Source organism: Bdellovibrio sp. 22V (assembly GCF_030169785.1).
Lineage (GTDB): Bacteria > Bdellovibrionota > Bdellovibrionia > Bdellovibrionales > Bdellovibrionaceae > Bdellovibrio.
Map to the genome: position 1 here is coordinate 2,372,691 of NZ_CP125854.1, position 19,699 is coordinate 2,392,389.

The following is a 19,699-nucleotide window of genomic DNA, read 5'->3' on the forward strand; positions in this document are numbered from 1 at the left end:
TTAAGTCAACCCAACGGAAGGAAAAGCGACCTTATGATGCGCACGTTTCACTGGTTTATCATTTCACTTTCACTGACTGCCTGTGCAAGCACTTCACCGTATGCACTTTCTTCTCTTGAATACTCTCCCCAGGATTTGAAAAAAGCCTCTCGCACGATGGCTTCCGTCGAAACTCCTAAAAACAAATCCTACCTTTCCTTGGACTTGCCTTTCACGGCATTTGAGAAACTGCGCGCTGACGTTGAAAAAACTCAACACGTTTCCTTGCAGCACCGTGGGGAGGCGCATATCACCGTGATCACGCCGCCTGAATATAAAAAGATCCAAAAGAAGATCTCGATGAAAGAGATTCACGCATTGGCCGAGCAAATGGGTCTGAATAACAGCCCTTACAAACTTCTTTGCGTGGGTAAAGGCGCGATCAAAGACCGCGGCGAAGACATCTCGACATATTTTGTTGTTGTTGAGTCAGACCGTCTTTTCCAAATTCGCAAAGCTGTGCACATGCTTTACACTTCCAAAGGCGGTAACGCCGCGGATTTCAACGCTGAACAGTTTTATCCGCATGTGACTTTAGGATTTACGAAAAGAGATCTTCATTTCGAAGACGGCGTAACGAAGGACGCAAGTTCGTGCATTTACTCTTTGCGCCCGGATGCGACGGCGAAAAACTAGTAAGTGCTAGAAAGAGCGCGGTCGAGGGATTCACTGCCACCCGCGCCAGGCCCCAACCACAAAGTGGTTTCTTCAATCAAAGACTGATCTTCAAAACGGCAGATATTGAAAGTTTGACCTTCCGTATCTTTACCTTGAATCAACTCAGCACCGAAAGAACCGCACACGCCTCCGCGCGGAGACGACATATTTCTATCTTTGTAAGCTTTTAGTGAGTCCTGCATGCCGGCTTTCGTTTTAAAAAGAAAGAAAGTCTCAGCTCCAACGCCGGCGTCCTCAAAAAAGCACATCGCAAGCTCTTCGCTGGCGGCTTTCAGAACCCAGAACTGACCTTGGTCAATGCGACAGGCTCTCATCCATGGATTTTTGTTAGCCAAAGCCAAAGGTGAACCCGAGATAATCATTGAGATGGAAAGCAAGAAAACCTTCATCATCGCCGCAAACTCCTGCTAAAATGAACCCCAGAAATATAACAGCTAATAGGTCGGGGCAAGCATTCAATGGCAATCTTGTTTGAAAAAGTGGCATGTGCGTTCAAAGATTTTTGCTCAGGATGTCAATTCCTCGATTCGCCCTATGGGGAACAGACAGAACGCAAGAAACAGCAGCTTTCTGAGTTATTTAGGTCCTCAAATTTAACATATTCCAAGCCCCTTGAAGTCCTCTCCGCGGGCCCGGCCCACTTGCGGGATCGCCTTGATTTCAGCTTGGAAGACGGGCGCCTGGGACTTTATCGCAAAGACCGCCGGGAAATCACCGACCTCCCCGAATGTGCGCAACTTTCCCCGGCCTTACAAAACTGGCTCACAGAGTTTCGGCAGATTCGCTGGCCCTTTAAAAAAGGTTCCTTTCGTTTGCGCGTGGGTCCCCAAGGTCAAAAAGGTCTTTGGATTGATTTAGCCAACGTCGATATCAAAGCTCTTTTAGACGAACAGGCGATCTTGCATCGTCTGCAGGAAAGCGCGTTCGTCGAAATCGGCCAGCGCCGCAAAGTCCCCGTGTGGACCGGCACAGAATTTAAATTGCGCGATCCCGAACTGCACGTGTGGTTTCAAACTTGGATGAAAGAAAGAGCGATTTCTCTTTACTGCCAGGTGGCGAGCTTTACTCAACCCAGTCTGCACGCAAATAAAATCATCTGCGATGTCATCACACGCTGGGTGGAATCTTTTCCGCAGGCTCGGATGATTGAGTTCGGATCGGGTATTGGCAATCTGACTCTTCCCGCTTTGGTGGCGGCAGACAGCGTTGTGGCTTGTGAAATTGACGAGCTGTCATTGCAAGGTTTGCAGAAAACTTTAGAGATGCTTCCCGGGGATCTTCAGAGTCTGCGCGACAAGCTCACTATTCATCGCGGTGATTTTCAGAAAAAACTGACGAAAGATTTTTCCGAATTCGATGGTGTCTTGGCAAATCCGCCGCGCTCGGGACTTATGAACTTTTTAAATCCTCTGGAAAGTTTATCCGCTGATCAGCGTCCGCCGTTTTTTATTTATATGTCGTGTTTTCCAGAATCCATGGTGAAGGATATGGAGAGACTGCAAGCCTGCGGATACTCTATCGAAGAAGTTTTTATCGTCGATCAATTTCCGCAGACGGCGCACTATGAAGTGCTGACTTTACTTCAAAGAAAAAAGGCGTAAGCCCGAAAGAATGCCGGCGATATCTCGCCCCAGAATCAACGATAGAATTGGCAGTGTCACAATTCCTGTAAGCAAGATCAACGTGCTTCGCAAAGCGACTCTGAAAAGATAACCTGACTTCAGTCTTTCATGCGGTTGACCTAAGCGCAAATCACACGCCCACTCACCGATCGTCGACCCCATAAAGCTGCGTATCGCAACCATATAGACCCAGCCGCAAACGAAAAAAACTTCTGCAAAGGTCCACGCTTGATGCTGACTCTTGGCAAGACCGCCAAACAATGCGCCCACAGAAGTTTTTACGATCAAAGAAAAAGCCAAAATAAAAACACAACTCGCGGAAATCAAAATCAACGCATCAATAAAAGACGCCAACCACGACCACAACGCCAAACGGTATCCTTTACGGCGTGCCGACGGGCCGCCATGAAACCCTGTGTTCTGATCGAATTGCAGACTCTTCGAGTCTTTAAAAATCTCATTCAGCTTTGAAGGCGCAGGCGTTCCCGGAGTTCGACGACGAATCGTCGGCCCCCTTAACGGCACAGGGGCTTCCCTTTTCTGGGGAGCCCGCTGCGGAATGATTTTCTCTTTGTCTTTATCGATATGAATCATTTTCTTTTCTTACCTAACGAACCCCGCCCGCACGGCCTGGTTCATCGACTTTTGATCCCCCCTCCGTTGGTGTTGTCACCGGAGGAGGTACCACCACTGGAGGCACTGTCGGAGATGGACTTGGTGCCGGAGGTGGCGGCTCTACAGTCGGAGCCGGAGTCGCTGTTGGTTGCGTTTCTGGCTCTGGGACTGGTGGCGGAGGCGTGTAACCTGGGTCTTTGCTCTTCGCCTTGCTCTTATCTTTGAACAACCACCAGAAGAGGCCGAGTGCAAGAACACCGACGCCCACTGGGATGATCCAGTTTTTATTACGGCACCAGAAACCACAGCTGTCTTCTTTAGTTTTTACAGTCTCTTTGCCGCCAGGAAGATCGCCGCTGCCGCCTGTTTCGATGACAACGCAAGTTCCATTTTCATCTTTCTTAGAACCTTCACCGCAAACGCAGTCTTTACCTTGTTGAGTCGAGCCTGGCGTTTTGTCGTTACAAGTTTGTGTTGGCGGCTCTGGGAGCGGTCCTGGAGGAGGAGGTGGCTCTTGTTTCACCGCAAATGTTTGCAATGAGAACATGCGTGTTTGCAATTCTTTACAAGCACTGTCTTGTTCTTCGCGGGATTTCGCGATATTCGCCAACGGCGCTTTTTTACATTCTGCATCTGCAGATTTAATCAAGCCTTCCAAGTCCGACAAGAAGGGCGCGATCTCTTTTTTCTGTTCTTCAGAAATCTTGCCTTCTTCATTCAATTTCAAATCAACATTCTTACCTTCGTGATACTTCAAGTAAGACTCGATGATACGCTTTTTATCTTCACCGGAAGCTTTTGCATCCATGATGCGCAGTTTAGACTGACCGTTGCAATAACGAGTCGCATATTTTACTTCGCCGCCCGGAACACAGTAAGAAGAACCACCGTCTTTAAAGCCGTAAACAAGCGGGTTACACGCAACGCCACCACCGCAATTCGCGCTAGTCGCTGACATTTTAGAACGCAAATCTGCATTCAAAGCGCCACCTTTGCGTTCGCTACCGCAGGAATCATCAGAACCGTATTTAGAAATGTATCCGGCAATAATACAAGGTTTGCCTGTCAAAGCACCCGCATGAGCCATATCCCCGAAAAGAACATTCAATACGTACTCGTATTTGTTTTCAACTTCATAGGAAGATTGTGTTCTGTATCTGACTTCGAAAACTTTTTCCGCCGCTTGCATCGCCAGACGCATGCGAATCATATATTCCGCTCTTTGACGAGGAGAAAGCGCTGAATACTCTTTCAACGTCAAAACCGGATGCTTGCCAATGACGGATTGCTGGCCGGTTTTAAGCGCTTTACCGATAGCAGGATCTTGTTTCGATAATTTTCTCGCGAGGTCGTTGAAGCTGTTGTAATTCAAAAGCTCTTTTTGCGAGAAGGAAACGCCGTTTACTTTCAACGGATTGTCTTCGTTGTTTGTAAAAGTAAGAGTCGAAGACTGTCCGTCCTTCGTCAAAGTCAAACGCACTTGTTCTTTGCCGTCGGCATCTTTGAAACTTGTCGCTTCAATTGAAGGCATCATTTCATGACGATTGATCGCCACCCATTGATCCATTTGCTTCTGCAAAACCGGTGGATACACGTGGCGAACCATTTTCCAGAATTCACCGACCGTCATCTTCTTTGTCGTAAGACCCGTTTCTTTCAAATATTGATTGATCAACTTCCTTTGATTCGAAGCTGCCGCACCTTCAGCAACTGGAGACATTGTCATTGTAAACACTGACAATCCCGCCGCGAGCGTTTTCATCACAGAAACAGGTTTAAACTTCCATCTCATAACGACCTCATACTTTTGAGTCTTTTCGGTACACATTCTAAAAAACTTAACGAGAACCTAGACTTAACTGGACGTTTCTTGTTCCATCTCAAGTTGAGACCGAAACCAGTCCTGCAAATAACCCTTTTCCAGACGTCTAAGCTCTTTAAATTTCAAACGAAGCACGTTGTCTTCATACTCGACCACGCGGGCTTTGATCTTGACGTTGCGAACCTCAGGGAAAATCACATCCACAAAACGCAGGTTCCTGGACCCGCCCTCAAGATCTCGTTGCAAACGCACCCTTGCCCCACTGACCGAAATACTTTCGGTCACACCTTGGAAAATATCTTGGGCGACCACGTCCACCGGTGTTCTAAAAGAATATCGATGCGCCGTCGGAAACAGCCATTGCGCACGACGATCCAGATAAGGAAAGCGGAAATAAAGAGCCAGAATAAGAATGGTGAAAGTCAGAATGCTGGAAAGAACAAGCTGCCACTGCACGAGCGTGCTGTCAGGTGCAAAGTCTTTCGTAAAAAAACGATAGCAGTTGATTGTCAGAACAAAACACAGAGAAACAATCGCCAGCGTCCACGTCGTTTTGTGCGGCTTTAAAAGCAAAATCCCTGTAATGAATAAAAGACTGAGCCAAAACCAATCTAACGGAGAAACCGTCTGCAAGAACGCTTTCAGTACGGGGATCTCATACCAACCGGGAACGCCACTGGCTGCGAATGACAAGAGGAGATTTCCCAAAGGCGCTAGCATGAAAAGAAACGCTAAGAAGAATACACCTGTAGGCTTTTTCAATGTCGCCGGCTGCATCAAACCTCCCAGTTAATGCTAAACGAAAGAGGTTTGACTGAGGACGATTTATTGCAAGACAGGACCTAAGTTTTAAGTCCTATCGAACAAAAGACGAACAAGATTGGATGCAAGATTCACGCGCCATTTTTACTCGCGGCGCCGTACACTCTGCCGTGCCTTTATGACGAACCACTGAAAGAGTTCCCACGTTCGGCGTGTAAGACTTGCCGTTTACTTTCGCAAGACACGCATAGTAGGCGTACTTCTCAAGACCCGTTTTCATTTTACTGCTCGTTGGAAGATAATTGCGGGCTTCATAGTAATTGATACCAATACCGCCCTTGCTTGGCGCACTTTGCGCTACGACGAAGTCAAATTGATTGGAAGTGATCTTCTTGCAATCCGCTTCGCTTTTCGCCGCCGCGATACCGAAAGGATCCGCACCGACTTTATCAATCAAAAGAACGTGTCCATAGACGGCCACAATATCCCCGGCCTTCATGGAAACCGCCGGCGTGACAGAAATTTTATCGAGACATGTCAGACCATTTTTTTGCGGCTCTACGTAGGAGCTGGAGCCCCACGCCCAAGAGTCGGAAGCTTTCAAAGCACGTCCCGCTTTCAAACGCAGACCCGCCGTCGCCATACTCGTGAAAACGTAACCGGAACAGTCAATACCCAAAACGCTTGTACCGTCACCGTTGTTTTTAAAGAGATCAATCGGCGATGTCGTCGCCGTTGTTGCATAAGGCTTTCCGCCGTAATCGTAAATCAAAGGATTCTGACGGACGTTGAAGCAGCCTTCACCATAACTGCTCATGTCACGAATATAGTAGTGCGAGCTTTGCACCTTCGCAAGACTTGCGATCATACGCTTACTGCCGACACCGTCAGAGTGTTTACCCACGATGCTGATTCCATTTACATCCGGAGTTTGATCGTTCATCGATGGCAACTGCACGCTTTGGCAGCTTTGGTAAGCTGTCGCAAAAGCCCAGCGTCCACCAAACACCGAGAGCGGAGTTCCCGAAGCCAGCGCCTGCGCTTTATGATATTCGTAATCGCGATTTACCGGAGCTGGAGTCGGCTCCGTCACATTCGAACCCGGCTCTTCTCCTTGCGCAGGTGTTTCGGTACCAGCCGTTGTTTCGCCACCTGAAGAAGGACAGTTAAGATTAAACGATTGAACGGTTTTTGAAAGCTGCTTAAAGTTGCCGCGAACTTTGTCTTGCATGTAAGAGCGGAAGTCTGTGGAGCGGTCCCCGACGTCAATCGCTGACAAAAGGATCAAAAGCTGTTCTGGGCTTTCCACGCGCTCGCCCTGAGGCGCCTCCGCCAATAAAGACTCTACCAGTTTATCGAGATCCGCAGAGAGACGCTCTTTTTGTTCCGAAGTCATGTCAGGATTCTGTTCAGCCAGTTTATCCACATTGTCGTGCATGGCTTGCTTAAAGGTTTCAGCCGACGGAATTTCTTTTTGCTCAAGCAAATAAGTTTTCAGCCCGTCCCAAAGCTTCGTTTCCATGTTTTGGTCTTTACAAGCGATGTCCTGAACCGTTTGTGAAGCAATATTATTCACAGCCTCGTAACCTTGCGGTGCGCAGGCCGTCATCATCATCCCTAATGCAAAATATAAAGTGTGTTTTCTCATGCTGTCTTTATCGGCAGCTCTGAGAGCAGGATTGACCCTCCTCACAAATTTTAGACTCGACTAGACTAAAAAATAGTCACTATAATCGAAGTTGAAGAGGACCCACACATCATGGCAGAAAAGTTTATCAAAATTCAGGCACTCTACGGACTTCTGGAGCTCGAACCTTTTATTTTATTAGGCTGTTTAATTGCGATCACTTGGGTCTTCTACAAGTTCTTTTTGCGTGAAGCGACCGAGGAAAGACACCGCAGTATCCGCAATCACTTCCGCGCTTTGATTCGCAATTACGTGATTTTGGCTTTCTTGTTTGTGTTTTTTATTTTCTTACAAACGTCTGAACCACAATTGGGAACGCTGGCGAAGATCACGCCTTACATCGCCTTTTTAACTTTCATCTGGGGTAACGTCGTTTTAGTCAAAACCTGCCGCCTAATTGTTTTGCAGTATCTGTTCTTAGGCTCGATGAAACATGGCGTGCCGCTTTTGCTGGTAAATATCTTCTCGCTGATTTTATCGATCGTGCTTCTTTTCTGGGGCGCAACGCATGTCTTCGGTTTGCAGATCGGGCCTTTGCTGGCGACCTCGGCCGCAGCTTCGGTGATTCTCGGTTTGGCGTTGCAGGATACTTTAGGCAATTTATTCGCGGGGATTTCCTTGCAGGTCGATCGCAGTTTTGAAATCGGCGACTGGCTGGAAGTTGTCAGCGGTATTCAAAAAACCGCAGGGCAAGTGAAAGAGATTACTTGGCGATCGACAACATTGGTGGGGTTTTCTGACGAGCTGATCACTCTCCCCAACCGCTTTATGGCGAATGCAACCATTTCCAATTTCTCGCCACCTGAAAATCCGATTGTGCGCAGCCAGTTTTTCCGTCTGGCTTACGGGGAGAATGTAGAACTTGCAAAGCAGATTCTTGAACGAACGGTCGCAGGTATCGGCGAGGTTCGCGGCATTCCGGCGCCATGGGCCTATGTCAGCAGCACCAACGAGCACTGGATCGAGCTCAAAATCATATATTTCCTCGATAATTATGGCTCGCAATTCAACGTGGGCGATAAAGTGCAGGTGCGCGGGATCGAAGCTTTGCGCTCAGCGGGAGTGAAATTAGCTCGACAAGTGATTGAGCTATCAGATAAAACTCCGTCCGTATGAAGACGGTAGTAGATTTTGAACATCCCTTAGCGGTTAAAATTAGAAAGCAGATCGTACAGGCTTTGAACGACTTCAATATGATTGAAGACGGCGACAAAATCATGGTCTGCGTTTCCGGCGGAAAAGACTCCAGCGTTCTTTTGGCTCTTTTGACAGAGATTCAAAGACGCTCCGAAAGACGTTTTACATTAGAAGCCGCGATCCTCGATCAAAAACAGCCGGGATTTAACGCCGAAGCTTTTAAACTTTGGGTGGAAAGTCTTGGAGTTCAACTTCATGTCGTTGAAAAAGACACTTATTCGATCGTAAAAGAAAAAGTTCAAGGAGCGACTTACTGCTCTTTATGTTCTCGTCTGCGCCGTGCGATTCTTTATGATTTTGCTTATGACAATGGTTTTACAAAACTCGCTTTAGGACATCACCGCGATGACGTGGTTCACACGGCTTTGCTTAACATGTTCTACGTGGGAACTTCCGCGGCGATGCCGCCGAAACTTCGTTCCGACGATGAACGCAATATCTTGGTACGTCCTTTGTGTTATGTTTCAGAGAGAGATATCGAAGAACTTGCGCAAGCTTGGGCTTTCCCCGTGATTCCTTGCAATCTTTGCGGCTCACAAGACGGTCTTAAAAGACAAAGAATTAAGAAGCTCGTTCGAGATCTCGAAAAAGAGATCCCGAACATCTATGCTTCAATCCAAACTTCATTGAGCAATGTGAAGCCCAGTCAGTTGATGGATCAAGAGCTTTGGGATTTTAAAGGCCTTAAAGCATTACCTTCTTCACAGCAGGACGCGAACCCACCATTTGCGCCCAACGACGAATTGAAGGTTTAGATTCAAACCATGCGGGTTGCAGCTTAATAAAGTTTGCAATCCACGGATACGTTGCAATATCAGCAATGCTATAGTTTTTGCCCGCCAAGTATTCATTCTTGTGAAGCTGAGTTTCCATCACTCCCAAAAGACGAGTGGCTTCTTTTTCAAAACGCTGAATGAAGCCGGGATTCTTCGGCGTCAGAGTGTTCATGCCATAGTAGTAATTGCCTAGAATAGGACCGATGGCTGACATTTGAAACATCGTCCATTGCATCACGTGCGCTTTTTCATCCAAGGAGTGACCAAAAAAACGACCGCCGTGTTTTTCCGCCAGATAATAAAGAATTGCGGCACTTTCAAACACCGTGGTCTTCTTATTGAACGGTCCTTCGTGATCTATGATAACTGGAATCTTTCCATTGGGATTCATCGACAAGAAATCAGGACTTTTTTGTTCAAGCTTTCCAAGATCCACTTTGTGTTCCGTATAAGAAACACCAAGCTCTTCAAGCATGATCGCCACTTTGCGACCGTTCGGAGTGGCTGCAGTATAAAAATCGATCATAACAATCTCCTTATGGAGAAAGCATACGCCTCAAAACTTCGAGCCTTAAGAACAAAAATTATGGATGCATCGCAAATAAGAAAAAATTGGTGGTCTGTACTAGACTCGAACTAGTGACCTCTCCCATGTCAAGGGAACGCGCTACCAACTACGCCAACAGACCAAAAAGGAATCAATAAACTAGCATTGGCCCCGGACCTCGGCAATCTTGGATGCGGGGGGCCATAAGCAAGGACAAATAACGGTCAAGAAACTAAAGTTTTGTTTATCGAGCCCCGACAAGCAGTTACTCAGCGGAGGAATCGTGACAGCTTTGAAAACATCTTTGCTTTTTACAGGACTCTTAACTTTCAGCGGACTCTCTTTTGCGCAAAACGAAAGTCCTACTCCCGAAACGACGGCGTCCCCAACTGAAGAAGTCACACAAGTCCAACCGACCCCACCCGTTCCCATGGCTGCTGCCGAAGCAGAAACGTCTCAACCTGTGGCTCCCGCAAATAATGCTGCTGTCGATGAAAAACTGCAAGCTCTGCAAACGCAGATCGAAGAGTTGCAAAAACAAGTTCGCGAGAACAAAAAACAAGAGACAAATCCTGTTCCCTCCGTTGCTGCTCCCACGACTTCCGCAGCGCCTGCTGCAAAGAAAAAGGAAAACGACCCCGAAGTTTCATTGAATAACGATGCAGAACTTTTGCGTCCCCGCGAAAACGTCATGACGTGGGGTTATGACTTTTACAACACGAAAACTACGGAAAAAACCGGCGGCACTTCAACCTCTGATACGGTGGATAGCAGTCGGCTTAATATCGGATTCGCAAAAAATCTGGAAATATTCGAAGTCGGGTTCAAACTGACGTCGAGCCGAGTGAAAGATGATGACTTTGAAGGAACGCAAACCGGGGTTTGGGTTACGGGGGACTTCAATTTCGTTCCCAATAAACCAGGCAATGATGTCATTCCCTATCTTACGGCCATGCTGGGAGCTATCGGTTACACCAGCGAGTCGCTTTCTGGAAAAACGGAACTTGCAGGCTCTGCCGGCGCCTTCGGTGTGGGCTTAAAATGGTTTCCGTTTTCGGAAATCTTCGCACTTGATATGAGTATACGCGGAGAATCCGGTACCATGGAGACTGACGAAGCTCCAAAGATTGAAATCGAAGCCCGCCAGACTGTCTTTAACATCGGCTGGAGAATTTACTTCTAAAAAGTAAAACTCAATTTTCCAAAATAAACTGGGTTACGCGCTCGATGACTTCGGGCGCTTTTAGTATGCGACGATGTCCTAAGCCGGTCGTCGTCATAAGCTGTGATCCAGGCCACGTTTCGTGAATTTCAATCGCAGCTTTGTAAGACACTTCTTTGTCTTCACTGTCGTGAACAATAAGAACAGGCCCAGATACCTTCGCCCCAATAGTTCCAACATTGAGATCTCGCGGGCTCAGTCCCACTTTCTTCGTAAGAAGATCCAGAAATACTTTTTCTGCGCGAGGACTGATTTTGATAAAACTAAGATAATTGCCCACCACTTTTTCATAGCGAGAAGGGCCACCAATCAGGATCAGCTTATCAGCTTGAAGCCCCCAGTGCTTTGCTAAAACGGAAGTTCCCGCTCCGAAAGAATGTGCAATGACGGCGACGAAAGGCCCGAGCTCTTTTTGCGCATCAATCAAAGCGCGCGCATACTCACCAACATTGGTTCGTGCGCCTAGGGAAGCCCCATGCGCAGGGCCGTCAAGTGCGATGACGCGATAACCTTTTTCTGCCAGCGGTCCCGCAAACGCCGCAATCTGAGTCCCGCGACCATTCCAGCCATGCACGAGCGCAATGATGGGACCTGTGGCGGGTCCCCACTCATAGGCAGCCATCCCGTTCACCAACGTGTATTTGCGTGCCGATTCATAATACGCTTTTTCAGACTCAGGCCGTGGCACACGCGTGGGAGTAAGAAAGATATTCTGCGCCCAGCGTGCTCCCGTTTCAGGAAGCACCCAGGATGCATATCGAACTGTTAAAAACCACGCTTTTTGTGCCAACGAATTTTGCATAAAATTTACGGACGTTCGACGATAGCGACGACGCCCATTCCTCCTGCAGTACAGATAGAAATCAAGCCGCGACCGGAACCCTTTTGCGCAAGCATTTTAGCAAGGCTCGCCAAAATTCTTCCACCAGTGGCTGCGAAAGGATGCCCCAAGGCCAAGCTTCCGCCATTCACATTCAACTTGCTGCGATCAATAGAGCCTAAAGCTTTGCTTTCACCCAAATGTTTTTGGCAGTACTCGTCGGACTCCCAAGCTTTCAGAGTGCACAGCACTTGTCCTGCAAACGCTTCGTGAATTTCATAGAAATCGAAATCCTGCAGTTTCAAATTATTGCGACGAAGAAGCTGTGCGACAGCTCTTGTCGGCGCCATCAATAGACCTTCGCCATTGACGTAATCCACCGCTGCATAATCCGCATCCGTCAAATACGCCAATACCGGAAGACCTTTTGCTTTCGCGAAATCTTCACTTCCCAAAAGAACCGCAGACGCACCGTCAGTCAAAGGTGTACTGTTTCCTGCCGTTAACGTTCCCGTTCCAGTAAAATCAAATGCAGGTTTTAATTTAGCGAGTTTCTCTAAACTTGTGTCGCCGCGAACAAAGACGTCTTTTCTTAGGCCTTTGAACTCAAAAACCAAATCATCAAAAAAGCCGGCGTCATAAGCTTTCGCGGCATTCAGATGACTCTGCAAAGCCAGCTTGTCTTGTTCTTCACGCGAGATCATCCATTCTTTCACCATCAATTCACAGTGTTGTCCCATGGAAAGACCTGTGCGCGGCTCTTGCACGTTCGGGAAGCGCGGTTTGATGTATTGCGGTTTCAGCTCCGCAAACTTTTTAATTTTTTCCATTAAAGAAGGAGCCTTTTGCGCCTCCATCATAATCCACGAAAACTCATGCGGAAGAACACCGGCAATATCGCTGTTTGTATCGGTCCCGCCTGCAATACCACTTTCAATTTGCCCCGAGGCGATTTTAAGTGCGATTTGCGCCGCCGTTTCAAGACCGGTTCCGCAAGCTCTTTGAACATCGTAACCCGGCGTGTGCGGATCGAGACCCGAACTCAAAACAGATTCACGGGCCAAATTCCAATCGGAGGCATTTTTCATAACCGCACCAAGGGATACGTCACCCAACAATTCACCGCGCAGATTGGTTTTATCGACAAGATTTCTTAATGTCGCCGTCATGAGCTCTCTGTTTGACGTGCGCGAATACTGCGTGAAGGACTTGGTGAAAGGTGTTCTGGATCCGCCGAGAATTGCTACAGGTCTTAAAGTCTTGTTGTTCATAATGTATCCCTTTGTTGTATTAACCGATAAAAATGCTTGCTACCTACCTACCGATAGGTAGATAATAAAGCAGATCCGAGTTTATTACAAGAGTAAGGATTTTTATGGACACACGGTCCCGAGCACTGAGTTTGGCGCGCAACTATCTTCAAACACTGGGTTTTAACGGGTTCAGCTTCCAGACTATTGCCGACTCTTTGGGTATTCGCAAAGCGAGCCTGCATTATTATTTCGCCTCAAAAGAAGATATGGGCCTGGCTGTGTTGGAAGACTATGCCAAAGCCTATACCGACTGGTCTCTTAAGGTGGCGGATCTTCCGGCGGCAAAAAGAATCGAAAAAATGTTTGAGATGTTCAATAAGATGGCGGCGGATAACAGTAAAATCTGTCCTCTGGGGGCCCTGTGCTCGGACTACAACACTCTGCCCAAAGGAATTCGCAAAAAAGTTTTGGAATTCCATATTCTGCAACGGAAGTGGCTTATCAAAACTCTTAAACAAGGCATTGAGGAAAAATCTATCCGCAAAGACGTCAATCTCGAAGCCACGGCAGACCTTTTACTTACGAGTATTCAAGGCGGATTGCTTGTCGCGCGTCTGCGCGGCGAAGCGGAGACTTTTAAAAACGCGAACAAAGCCCTTATGAAGACATTTATGCTGTGATGCTTTTCTTACAATTTTTCCATAAACAGAAGCTAAGTTATTGATCTAACACTTGTTGTATACAGATCTGTCTCACCCTAAGACACGTTAAACAAAATTCACTATCATTCCTGGTATTTAAATCCGAAAAAGCCCAAAGCAATATGCTTATGGCACGTAACTTATTTATTTTTGTGTGGGCATCACTGAGTGTTTTTTCAGTTTCTATGCTCCATGGCTCTCATGTTTTCGATCCGCAGCCGCGAGGTCGGTGGAGCCTTTTGCATATTCTCGATCCTGAGTCCTTGCAAAGCCAAGACATTCAAAAGTACTTAATCGGGCGCGGCGCGCACGCCTCGTATGATGAAATAGTGATTCTTTTAAAGCCCGCTCCTCTTATAGAAAAAGACCTTAAAGACAAAGGATTTATCGTAACCTTGCGCTCCTCTGAGGAGGCCGAACAAAACTTTCCTGCTCTGACACCTCCTTATTTCCTGGTTTCATCTCCCCGGGGCGAGGGTGTTTTCGTGGGACCTTATGGAAACAAGATACAAGATTTAAAAATCGTCGAAAGTTTCTATTCGAATAAAACTCTTTCCACATTTCCTATTTCTGGATGCGGCAACAGCGTTCGGGCACAGAAGTTTTTCGATCCCCAAGGTATTCTTTTAGCAAACAAAGAGGGCTTATGAATTTCAGACAAAAATTCAACCGATCACGCAGTCTTGCCTTTCTGATCGCGATGTATCTGCATCTTCCGATTTTTGCGTTTCTGGCCCACTATAACGGTCACAGCCAATGGATTGCCTTGGGATTGGGTCTATTCATTCTTTCAGGCCCGACAGTGATGTATCTTTCTAAAGTCACAAGTCTGCTGCTGCCATGCATGCTCGCGGCGACGTGTATGAGCTTCTCGGGACTTCTGATTCATCTGGGCAACGGGATGATCGAAATGCATTTTCACGTCTTTGTAAGTTTAGCGGTCCTTATGCTCTTTGGCGCTGTCAGCCCTATCCTGGTGGCTACAGTCGTAATCGCCCTTCACCATCTCCTCTTTTTCTTTTTTCTTCCCCGCAGCGTTTTCAACTACGACGCCAGCTTGGGAATTGTGATTCTGCACGCGGCCTTCGTGCTGATCGAAGCAGGACCTGTCATGCTGATCGCTCGCCGTTATGGCGGTTTTATTGAACTTCAGGATACGACCGTGAAAAAACTCGACGAGATTTCGTCGCAGAATTTTGAAAGTTGCACGATTATTGATGAAACCGGAAAGAATATTTTTGATTCCGCTCATCGCGCTAATTCGCAAGTGGTCGAATCCCTGCAGGCTCTTAACGCTCTTTTAGAACAAGTGCAAAAGAACACGGAAAACTCGATGACGGCGCAGTCTTTGTCATCCGCCTCGAAAGTTTCCGTTACAGAGGGCGCTTCGCATATTGAAAATCTTTTTAATACGACGAAACTTCTGGCTCAAAGTTCTAAGAAAATCACAGAGATCGTGGACCTCATTGAGGACATCGCATTCCAAACGAATCTACTGGCCCTCAACGCCGCCGTCGAAGCAGCGCGAGCCGGAGAACACGGGCGAGGCTTCGGCGTCGTTGCCGAAGCGGTCAGAACGCTCGCGCAAAGATGCTCGACCTCGGCAAAGGATATTTCCGCCCTTGTAAATCAAAACGTCAGCATGATTAAAGACAGCGAAAATTATGCAGCAAAGAGCAAAGAGATTCTGTCACAAACGCTGGAATCGATCGACAAGCTTAATAACTTAAATTCTGAAATCGCCCAGGCTAGCGAAATTCAGTCGCATGAAATGAAAACGATTCAGAACACGATGAATCTTTTGGACGAAGTTTCAAAAACAAATCAGAACTATGCGGAAAATCTTAACGGAACGTCTGTTTCCCTTTTGGAAGACGCAAAGAAACTTTCAACATTGGTGAATTCGATGCAACAGGCGACTTCTATCAAGTCGGCATCTTAATCGCGATTAAAGATCTTCCAATCCTTAAGGTTGTATCTGCGCAGAATGGTTTCCAAAGTACCGTTCTCGCGTGATTGTAAGAACCAGTTTTCTAAATGCCGCGGAAAATACCCGAACTCGGGCTCTTTCGGAACGCTCACCAAAACCAAAGAATTAAATCCGGTCAAGGATGTCGGCAGAAGCTGCAAGCTCACCATCGGTTTGCGAGCAAGAAAATAGCGAAGCACGTTGTAGTCACCTAAGGCGATTTCAGCACGGCGATCACCGATCATTTTAATCATGCGATCAGCAGCATCGGCACCAGTCAGCTTCGTGGATCGAGAAGGCAAAACCCCTTCCCCTTCGATATTCGTCGAATCCAATCCCAGATCGGCATAAACGACTTTTTTGTCCTGAATAAAAAGAGCGTCAATCAACGGATCTTTCTTTCCGGGAGAAACCAACGCGCCAGTATAGTTCACTCCCAGCTTCGGGCCCACGATACGAATATCATCGAGATATCTCACCATATCAGCAGGAATGATCACATAATTGATTTTGCGCGTTTTTAAACTTGAAATCAGACGCGAGTTTGGAATGCTCTCAAACTCCACCTCAAAGTCTTCTTTCTGCGCGACGTCTTTGATGATGTCATAGATATATCCGCTCCACAGGCCGGGACCTTTCTCACACAGATAAGGGCACAAAGGAGCCACACCGATTTTAATAATCAAGCGACTGGCATCTTTATAAACCTGCGTCGGCTGACGTGCCGGTACGGGCAATAATTTTTTCTTGTCAGTTGAAACGATAGGGCCTTTGTCAGGATGTCCCATCCATCCCGGATAAGAGGACAAAGTCTTTTCCGTCACCGCAAACGTCGGAATCAGTTTTTTATCAGCAACTGATTCTTTATTTAGTTTTGCAATTAAAGTGCGTGCGCTTTCTCGCCCCAATTCGGCGCAAAATTGTGCGGAATCAATCACTGTCAGACGTTTGTTTTTGATGTTTTCAATAGATAACGGATCGCCATCGAATGTCGCGTGACGAATTTCAGTGCGTTTCTTTTCCCACAGCGACTTCACGATGGAAAGCCCCCCGCCGTCATTCACTGTCAATATCAAATCCACACTGCCCTTTACCGGGAAATCTTTTAAGAATTGTTTTACTGCGGCGGCACCGGAATCAGGATCGACCGCTTCATATCTTCTGAGAACGTGAAATTTACGACCGCGCGTGCGAAGCGCATCAAAAAAACCGTCGACTCTATCAATGGTCGAAGACACTTTAGGATACTCAAACACGACAAGACGAATTTCCTGATTACGATCAAAAAGACCATCAATATAATCGCCGTTATCGCGCCCCGCCTGATAGTTATCGCTGGTGATAAAAGATTCAAGAACTCCGTTAACGATGTATTGATCGTAAGCAATCACCGGAATCTTTTTTTCATTGGCGGTTTGCAGACCTCGTCCCAACGCCGAGTTGTCCGTTGGTTGAATAACAATCGCGTGGGGACTCTTTTTCAAAGCTTCATCAAACTGCACCACCTGATTGAGAATGCCTTTTCGACCTTCTCCACCGACGTAGGAGATGAGGTTGATCTTGTCTTTACCTTTTCCATTAAAGCGATTGATCTCCTCTTCAAAACCCTTGCGCATGGCTACTTGGCCTTCGATTTTCATACTCCAGTAGAGAACCGCGACGTCCCAAGTTTTTGCAAAAGCGTTGGAGGAAAAAAAAGAAAGAATAATGACCAGGGATAAGCTTGATTTCACCCGTTCAGTATACCCGAGCAAAATGAAATAACAATGAAGCTTAGGTGCATTACTATTTTGTTAAGAGTGAAACAGCAAAGATTTGTCAGGTATCTCGCGGAACATTCATTACAGAATATTTCGCGAGATCTCTTTTTTCTTAGTAGAGTTCTACGCGATCATTTTCGCGAAAGCCAGACCCAGAGTGGATCACAGCGATAGCGCCGTCGTTACCAAAGTAACTGATGACTTCCAAAGTTCCTTTGAGTCTGCCTGGAACACGACCGATATGACTGCCACTTTCAGGATCATAAACATCGTCACCGTCTTCGGTGACTTTCAAAAGATCTCCGACTTGCAAACCGGAAACGCGGCCAACATTTAAATAAATTCTATCGCCGTTGATGGCCGCAATACGACCTTCCCATGTGACTTTATCCAAAGAAGCCAAAACCTGCGGAGTGAAATCTAAGAACGCATCTTTCACGATCACTTCGATCATCTCAGGGTTGTTTGCGAGAAACTTATCTGTTTCGACTCTCTCAGCGACGCGAACGCCTTGCTCCTCAACAGTGACTGTCTTGACCGTGTTAAATACTTCGCGGCCGGCTCTGCCGGTGACGACACGCACTTGCGCTACGACTTCAAAAGCCGTTGTCAGATGACGAACAACGCCGACATTGTCCGCTTTTCTTTTAATACGAATGTCGATGATTTTCCCTTCAAGGACGGCGTTCACCCCCAAAGCTTGTGCTGCTTTGGCCACTTCTTGAAGCTTGTACTCTCCACCTTGAGTCATCTTCGAAAGATCTAAATTCAATTCACGGCTGTCCAGAGCGATCACTTCACCCGTGCGATTCAAATCCGTAATAAAAGCGGCACGCGCGCGATCACGCAAATCCTGAGGACGCTTTTCTGATGCATCCAGGAACGGCAAGACCATCAAACGTTTGCGCGGTGAAGAGTCTTCGCGACGGGCCTCATAACTAACGTCTTTGATTTCCCGGCGCATAGTCGGTGTCGTGCGATCAAACGTCGTACAAGCTGCCAAATTCAAAAGAGAGAAAAGCAAAATCCATTTTTTCACGACAGCACCTCCTATTGTGCCCACTTAAGAACGATTTCATCACGGCCTTCAGAGACTTTCGCAAGCTTCTTGCCATCGACGTCCAAAGACTCAAGCTTCGCGAGCAATTCAGGAGCTGGAACGGATGTATCCACCTCAAAACTGACAGACTCAGAACTCACCAGACGCTCGCGGATGTTTTTTACCTGAGTGATTTGTGAGCGGATTTTATCTTTCAAACCTTCCATCATCGGCAAAGTATTGCGTCCTTTGATCGTCAAACGAATCACCGAAGTTCCCAAGGAACCTCTTTGCCATGCTTCTAAAACTTGCGAAGCCAAGTCATTTGCGGTCGCTTCAGCCACTTCACGCAGTTTTTTATCGACGGCATTTTCCAAAGTGCCGCCTTCTGTTTCATAACGGCGGGAAACATCGGCGATCGCACGACCGTTGCTGACTTGAAGCGCAGTCATACGGATTTCAATTCGATAGGCGTTGCCTTTATCCGTTTTTGTCAAAAGAACTTGGCCGTCGATCAAGACAGGCGCATTAAAGAACTGCGCGAAGAATTGCGCATCTTCGCCGCTGGCCACACGTTCATTTTGAAAATCTGCAGGGACGCTTAAACCTAAATTCGATTCAATCGGACGAAGAGCATAGAAATTATTTTTCTGGAAAGAATCGCGAAGTGCTTCTTCCAACAAACGCCCTTCTTTCACCAAAAAGCCTTGCGGATTTTTCTCCAAAGGCAGCCACCAGCGGTAACTGCGACCTTGCACGCGATCAACCCAACTGATCACCGGAAGCACAACTGGAATGGCGTCGTTTTCGTTTAATAAAGTATTGTCTTGAAGCATTTGTTTAAGGTCACGCAAAGAGACCTTCATCGCCACGGACATCTTGTATTCTTCACCTTCTTGGGTCATCGCTGAAGGTTTGGAAAAAGGAATATAGCGCGCGGAATTTTTAATCACTTTGTTTTGGATCAAAGACTTATTTTTCATAAATCTTTCTTCACCAATCAATTCTTTGATGATTTCTTCAGAGACTTTTTGCGACGCTTGGTCTTGAATTTCTTTCTTCGCTCCTTGCGGTGTCGCTTCTTTCGAAGACCCTGAATACGTGCGATCAATCAGGTCCGCCTGTTGCGCATAAAGTGGAGATCCCAAGAAGAATGTCACAGCTGCAGCTACCACCATATGAAAACGCAT

At 47.0% G+C, this 19,699-nt stretch carries 19 protein-coding genes and 1 tRNA gene; 8 read left to right on the top strand and 12 right to left on the bottom strand.

What is annotated here, in order from left to right:
- Positions 1-33 precede the first annotated feature (33 nt).
- Positions 34-675 carry a hypothetical protein gene (locus QJS83_RS11460; RefSeq protein WP_284604974.1) on the top strand — a complete coding sequence of 214 codons (642 nt, stop codon included), beginning with the start codon at positions 34-36 and terminating at the stop codon, positions 673-675.
- On the opposite strand, the gene QJS83_RS11465 is transcribed toward QJS83_RS11460, so the two are convergent.
- On the bottom strand, positions 672-1,109 hold the full coding sequence (locus tag QJS83_RS11465; RefSeq protein WP_284604976.1) for a hypothetical protein: 438 nt from the start codon (positions 1,107-1,109) through the stop codon (positions 672-674). The genes QJS83_RS11460 and QJS83_RS11465 overlap by 4 nt on opposite strands.
- 249 nt (positions 1,110-1,358) lie before the next feature.
- Here QJS83_RS11465 and QJS83_RS11470 point away from each other — a divergent pair, with 249 nt between their 5' ends.
- Positions 1,359-2,318: a class I SAM-dependent RNA methyltransferase gene (locus tag QJS83_RS11470; RefSeq protein WP_284604978.1), complete on the top strand. Its 960-nt coding sequence runs from the start codon at positions 1,359-1,361 to the stop codon at positions 2,316-2,318.
- On the opposite strand, the gene QJS83_RS11475 is transcribed toward QJS83_RS11470, so the two are convergent.
- The 4 genes from QJS83_RS11475 to QJS83_RS11490 form a co-directional block, all read right to left on the bottom strand.
- Positions 2,295-2,933, bottom strand: coding sequence for an RDD family protein (locus tag QJS83_RS11475; RefSeq protein ID WP_284604979.1), 639 nt, complete (start codon positions 2,931-2,933; stop codon positions 2,295-2,297). The two genes, QJS83_RS11470 and QJS83_RS11475, sit on opposite strands and share 24 nt — an antisense overlap.
- Before the next feature lie 13 nt (positions 2,934-2,946).
- The gene (locus QJS83_RS11480) at positions 2,947-4,746 is read right to left on the bottom strand and encodes a hypothetical protein (protein WP_284604980.1); all 1,800 of its coding nucleotides are present in this window, start codon (positions 4,744-4,746) and stop codon (positions 2,947-2,949) included.
- A 63-nt stretch (positions 4,747-4,809) separates the two neighbouring features.
- The gene (locus tag QJS83_RS11485) at positions 4,810-5,553 is read right to left on the bottom strand and encodes a PilZ domain-containing protein (RefSeq protein WP_284604982.1); all 744 of its coding nucleotides are present in this window, start codon (positions 5,551-5,553) and stop codon (positions 4,810-4,812) included.
- Positions 5,554-5,632: 79 nt separating this feature from the next.
- Positions 5,633-7,186: a hypothetical protein gene (locus QJS83_RS11490; protein ID WP_284604984.1), complete on the bottom strand. Its 1,554-nt coding sequence runs from the start codon at positions 7,184-7,186 to the stop codon at positions 5,633-5,635.
- Between the two features lie 111 nt (positions 7,187-7,297).
- Here QJS83_RS11490 and QJS83_RS11495 point away from each other — a divergent pair, with 111 nt between their 5' ends.
- Both QJS83_RS11495 and ttcA read left to right on the top strand, forming a co-directional pair.
- Positions 7,298-8,341 (top strand): mechanosensitive ion channel family protein, encoded by a 1,044-nt coding sequence (locus QJS83_RS11495; protein WP_284604986.1) that lies wholly within the window; start codon positions 7,298-7,300, stop codon positions 8,339-8,341.
- Positions 8,338-9,177, top strand: a complete 840-nt coding sequence (gene ttcA, locus QJS83_RS11500) for a tRNA 2-thiocytidine(32) synthetase TtcA (RefSeq protein ID WP_284604988.1) — start codon at positions 8,338-8,340, stop codon at positions 9,175-9,177. The genes QJS83_RS11495 and ttcA overlap by 4 nt, the downstream gene beginning before the upstream one ends.
- On the opposite strand, the gene QJS83_RS11505 is transcribed toward ttcA, so the two are convergent.
- Complete coding sequence (locus QJS83_RS11505; RefSeq protein WP_284604989.1) at positions 9,107-9,724, bottom strand: glutathione S-transferase family protein; 618 nt, start codon at positions 9,722-9,724, stop codon at positions 9,107-9,109. The genes ttcA and QJS83_RS11505 overlap by 71 nt on opposite strands.
- Before the next feature lie 87 nt (positions 9,725-9,811).
- Positions 9,812-9,887: transfer RNA gene (locus tag QJS83_RS11510), tRNA-Val, on the bottom strand.
- A 141-nt stretch (positions 9,888-10,028) separates the two neighbouring features.
- Between QJS83_RS11510 and QJS83_RS11515 the strand changes: the two genes are divergently transcribed.
- A complete protein-coding gene (locus QJS83_RS11515) occupies positions 10,029-10,928 on the top strand; it encodes a type IV pilus assembly protein FimV (RefSeq protein WP_284604991.1) in 900 nt (299 codons plus the stop codon).
- A gap of 10 nt (positions 10,929-10,938) precedes the next feature.
- Here the strand turns inward: QJS83_RS11515 and QJS83_RS11520 are convergent, their stop codons facing one another.
- Positions 10,939-11,769: an alpha/beta fold hydrolase gene (locus QJS83_RS11520; protein ID WP_284604993.1), complete on the bottom strand. Its 831-nt coding sequence runs from the start codon at positions 11,767-11,769 to the stop codon at positions 10,939-10,941.
- Between the two features lie 5 nt (positions 11,770-11,774).
- The gene (locus QJS83_RS11525) at positions 11,775-13,061 is read right to left on the bottom strand and encodes an acetyl-CoA C-acetyltransferase (RefSeq protein WP_350159291.1); all 1,287 of its coding nucleotides are present in this window, start codon (positions 13,059-13,061) and stop codon (positions 11,775-11,777) included.
- Positions 13,062-13,162: 101 nt separating this feature from the next.
- On the opposite strand from QJS83_RS11525, the gene QJS83_RS11530 reads away from it, so the two are divergent.
- The 3 genes from QJS83_RS11530 (at position 13,163) to QJS83_RS11540 (ending at position 15,683) form a co-directional block, all read left to right on the top strand.
- Positions 13,163-13,720 (top strand): TetR/AcrR family transcriptional regulator, encoded by a 558-nt coding sequence (locus QJS83_RS11530; RefSeq protein ID WP_284604997.1) that lies wholly within the window; start codon positions 13,163-13,165, stop codon positions 13,718-13,720.
- Between the two features lie 206 nt (positions 13,721-13,926).
- Positions 13,927-14,391: a hypothetical protein gene (locus QJS83_RS11535; protein ID WP_284604998.1), complete on the top strand. Its 465-nt coding sequence runs from the start codon at positions 13,927-13,929 to the stop codon at positions 14,389-14,391.
- A complete protein-coding gene (locus QJS83_RS11540) occupies positions 14,388-15,683 on the top strand; it encodes a methyl-accepting chemotaxis protein (protein ID WP_284604999.1) in 1,296 nt (431 codons plus the stop codon). Before QJS83_RS11535 ends, QJS83_RS11540 begins: the two co-directional genes overlap by 4 nt.
- Here the strand turns inward: QJS83_RS11540 and QJS83_RS11545 are convergent.
- The 3 genes from QJS83_RS11545 to QJS83_RS11555 form a co-directional block, all read right to left on the bottom strand.
- Complete coding sequence (locus tag QJS83_RS11545) at positions 15,680-17,443, bottom strand: substrate-binding domain-containing protein (protein ID WP_284605001.1); 1,764 nt, start codon at positions 17,441-17,443, stop codon at positions 15,680-15,682. The genes QJS83_RS11540 and QJS83_RS11545 overlap by 4 nt on opposite strands.
- 139 nt (positions 17,444-17,582) lie before the next feature.
- Positions 17,583-18,509, bottom strand: a complete 927-nt coding sequence (locus QJS83_RS11550) for a hypothetical protein (RefSeq protein WP_284605002.1) — start codon at positions 18,507-18,509, stop codon at positions 17,583-17,585.
- An 11-nt stretch (positions 18,510-18,520) separates the two neighbouring features.
- Positions 18,521-19,699, bottom strand: coding sequence for a hypothetical protein (locus QJS83_RS11555; RefSeq protein WP_284605004.1), 1,179 nt, complete (start codon positions 19,697-19,699; stop codon positions 18,521-18,523).

What these genes read in the sequence shown, in the direction of transcription:
- QJS83_RS11460 (WP_284604974.1), top strand. Translation starts at nt 34, where the DNA reads ATGATGCGCACGTTTCACTGGTTTATCATTTCACTTTCACTGACTGCC.
- QJS83_RS11465 (WP_284604976.1), bottom strand. Translation starts at nt 1,109, where the DNA reads ATGATGAAGGTTTTCTTGCTTTCCATCTCAATGATTATCTCGGGTTCA.
- QJS83_RS11475 (WP_284604979.1), bottom strand. Translation starts at nt 2,933, where the DNA reads ATGATTCATATCGATAAAGACAAAGAGAAAATCATTCCGCAGCGGGCT.
- QJS83_RS11480 (WP_284604980.1), bottom strand. Translation starts at nt 4,746, where the DNA reads ATGAGATGGAAGTTTAAACCTGTTTCTGTGATGAAAACGCTCGCGGCG.
- QJS83_RS11485 (WP_284604982.1), bottom strand. Translation starts at nt 5,553, where the DNA reads ATGCAGCCGGCGACATTGAAAAAGCCTACAGGTGTATTCTTCTTAGCG.
- QJS83_RS11490 (WP_284604984.1), bottom strand. Translation starts at nt 7,186, where the DNA reads ATGAGAAAACACACTTTATATTTTGCATTAGGGATGATGATGACGGCC.
- QJS83_RS11495 (WP_284604986.1), top strand. Translation starts at nt 7,298, where the DNA reads ATGGCAGAAAAGTTTATCAAAATTCAGGCACTCTACGGACTTCTGGAG.
- ttcA (WP_284604988.1), top strand. Translation starts at nt 8,338, where the DNA reads ATGAAGACGGTAGTAGATTTTGAACATCCCTTAGCGGTTAAAATTAGA.
- QJS83_RS11505 (WP_284604989.1), bottom strand. Translation starts at nt 9,724, where the DNA reads ATGATCGATTTTTATACTGCAGCCACTCCGAACGGTCGCAAAGTGGCG.
- QJS83_RS11520 (WP_284604993.1), bottom strand. Translation starts at nt 11,769, where the DNA reads ATGCAAAATTCGTTGGCACAAAAAGCGTGGTTTTTAACAGTTCGATAT.
- QJS83_RS11530 (WP_284604997.1), top strand. Translation starts at nt 13,163, where the DNA reads ATGGACACACGGTCCCGAGCACTGAGTTTGGCGCGCAACTATCTTCAA.
- QJS83_RS11535 (WP_284604998.1), top strand. Translation starts at nt 13,927, where the DNA reads ATGCTCCATGGCTCTCATGTTTTCGATCCGCAGCCGCGAGGTCGGTGG.
- QJS83_RS11540 (WP_284604999.1), top strand. Translation starts at nt 14,388, where the DNA reads ATGAATTTCAGACAAAAATTCAACCGATCACGCAGTCTTGCCTTTCTG.
- QJS83_RS11555 (WP_284605004.1), bottom strand. Translation starts at nt 19,699, where the DNA reads ATGCGTTTTCATATGGTGGTAGCTGCAGCTGTGACATTCTTCTTGGGA.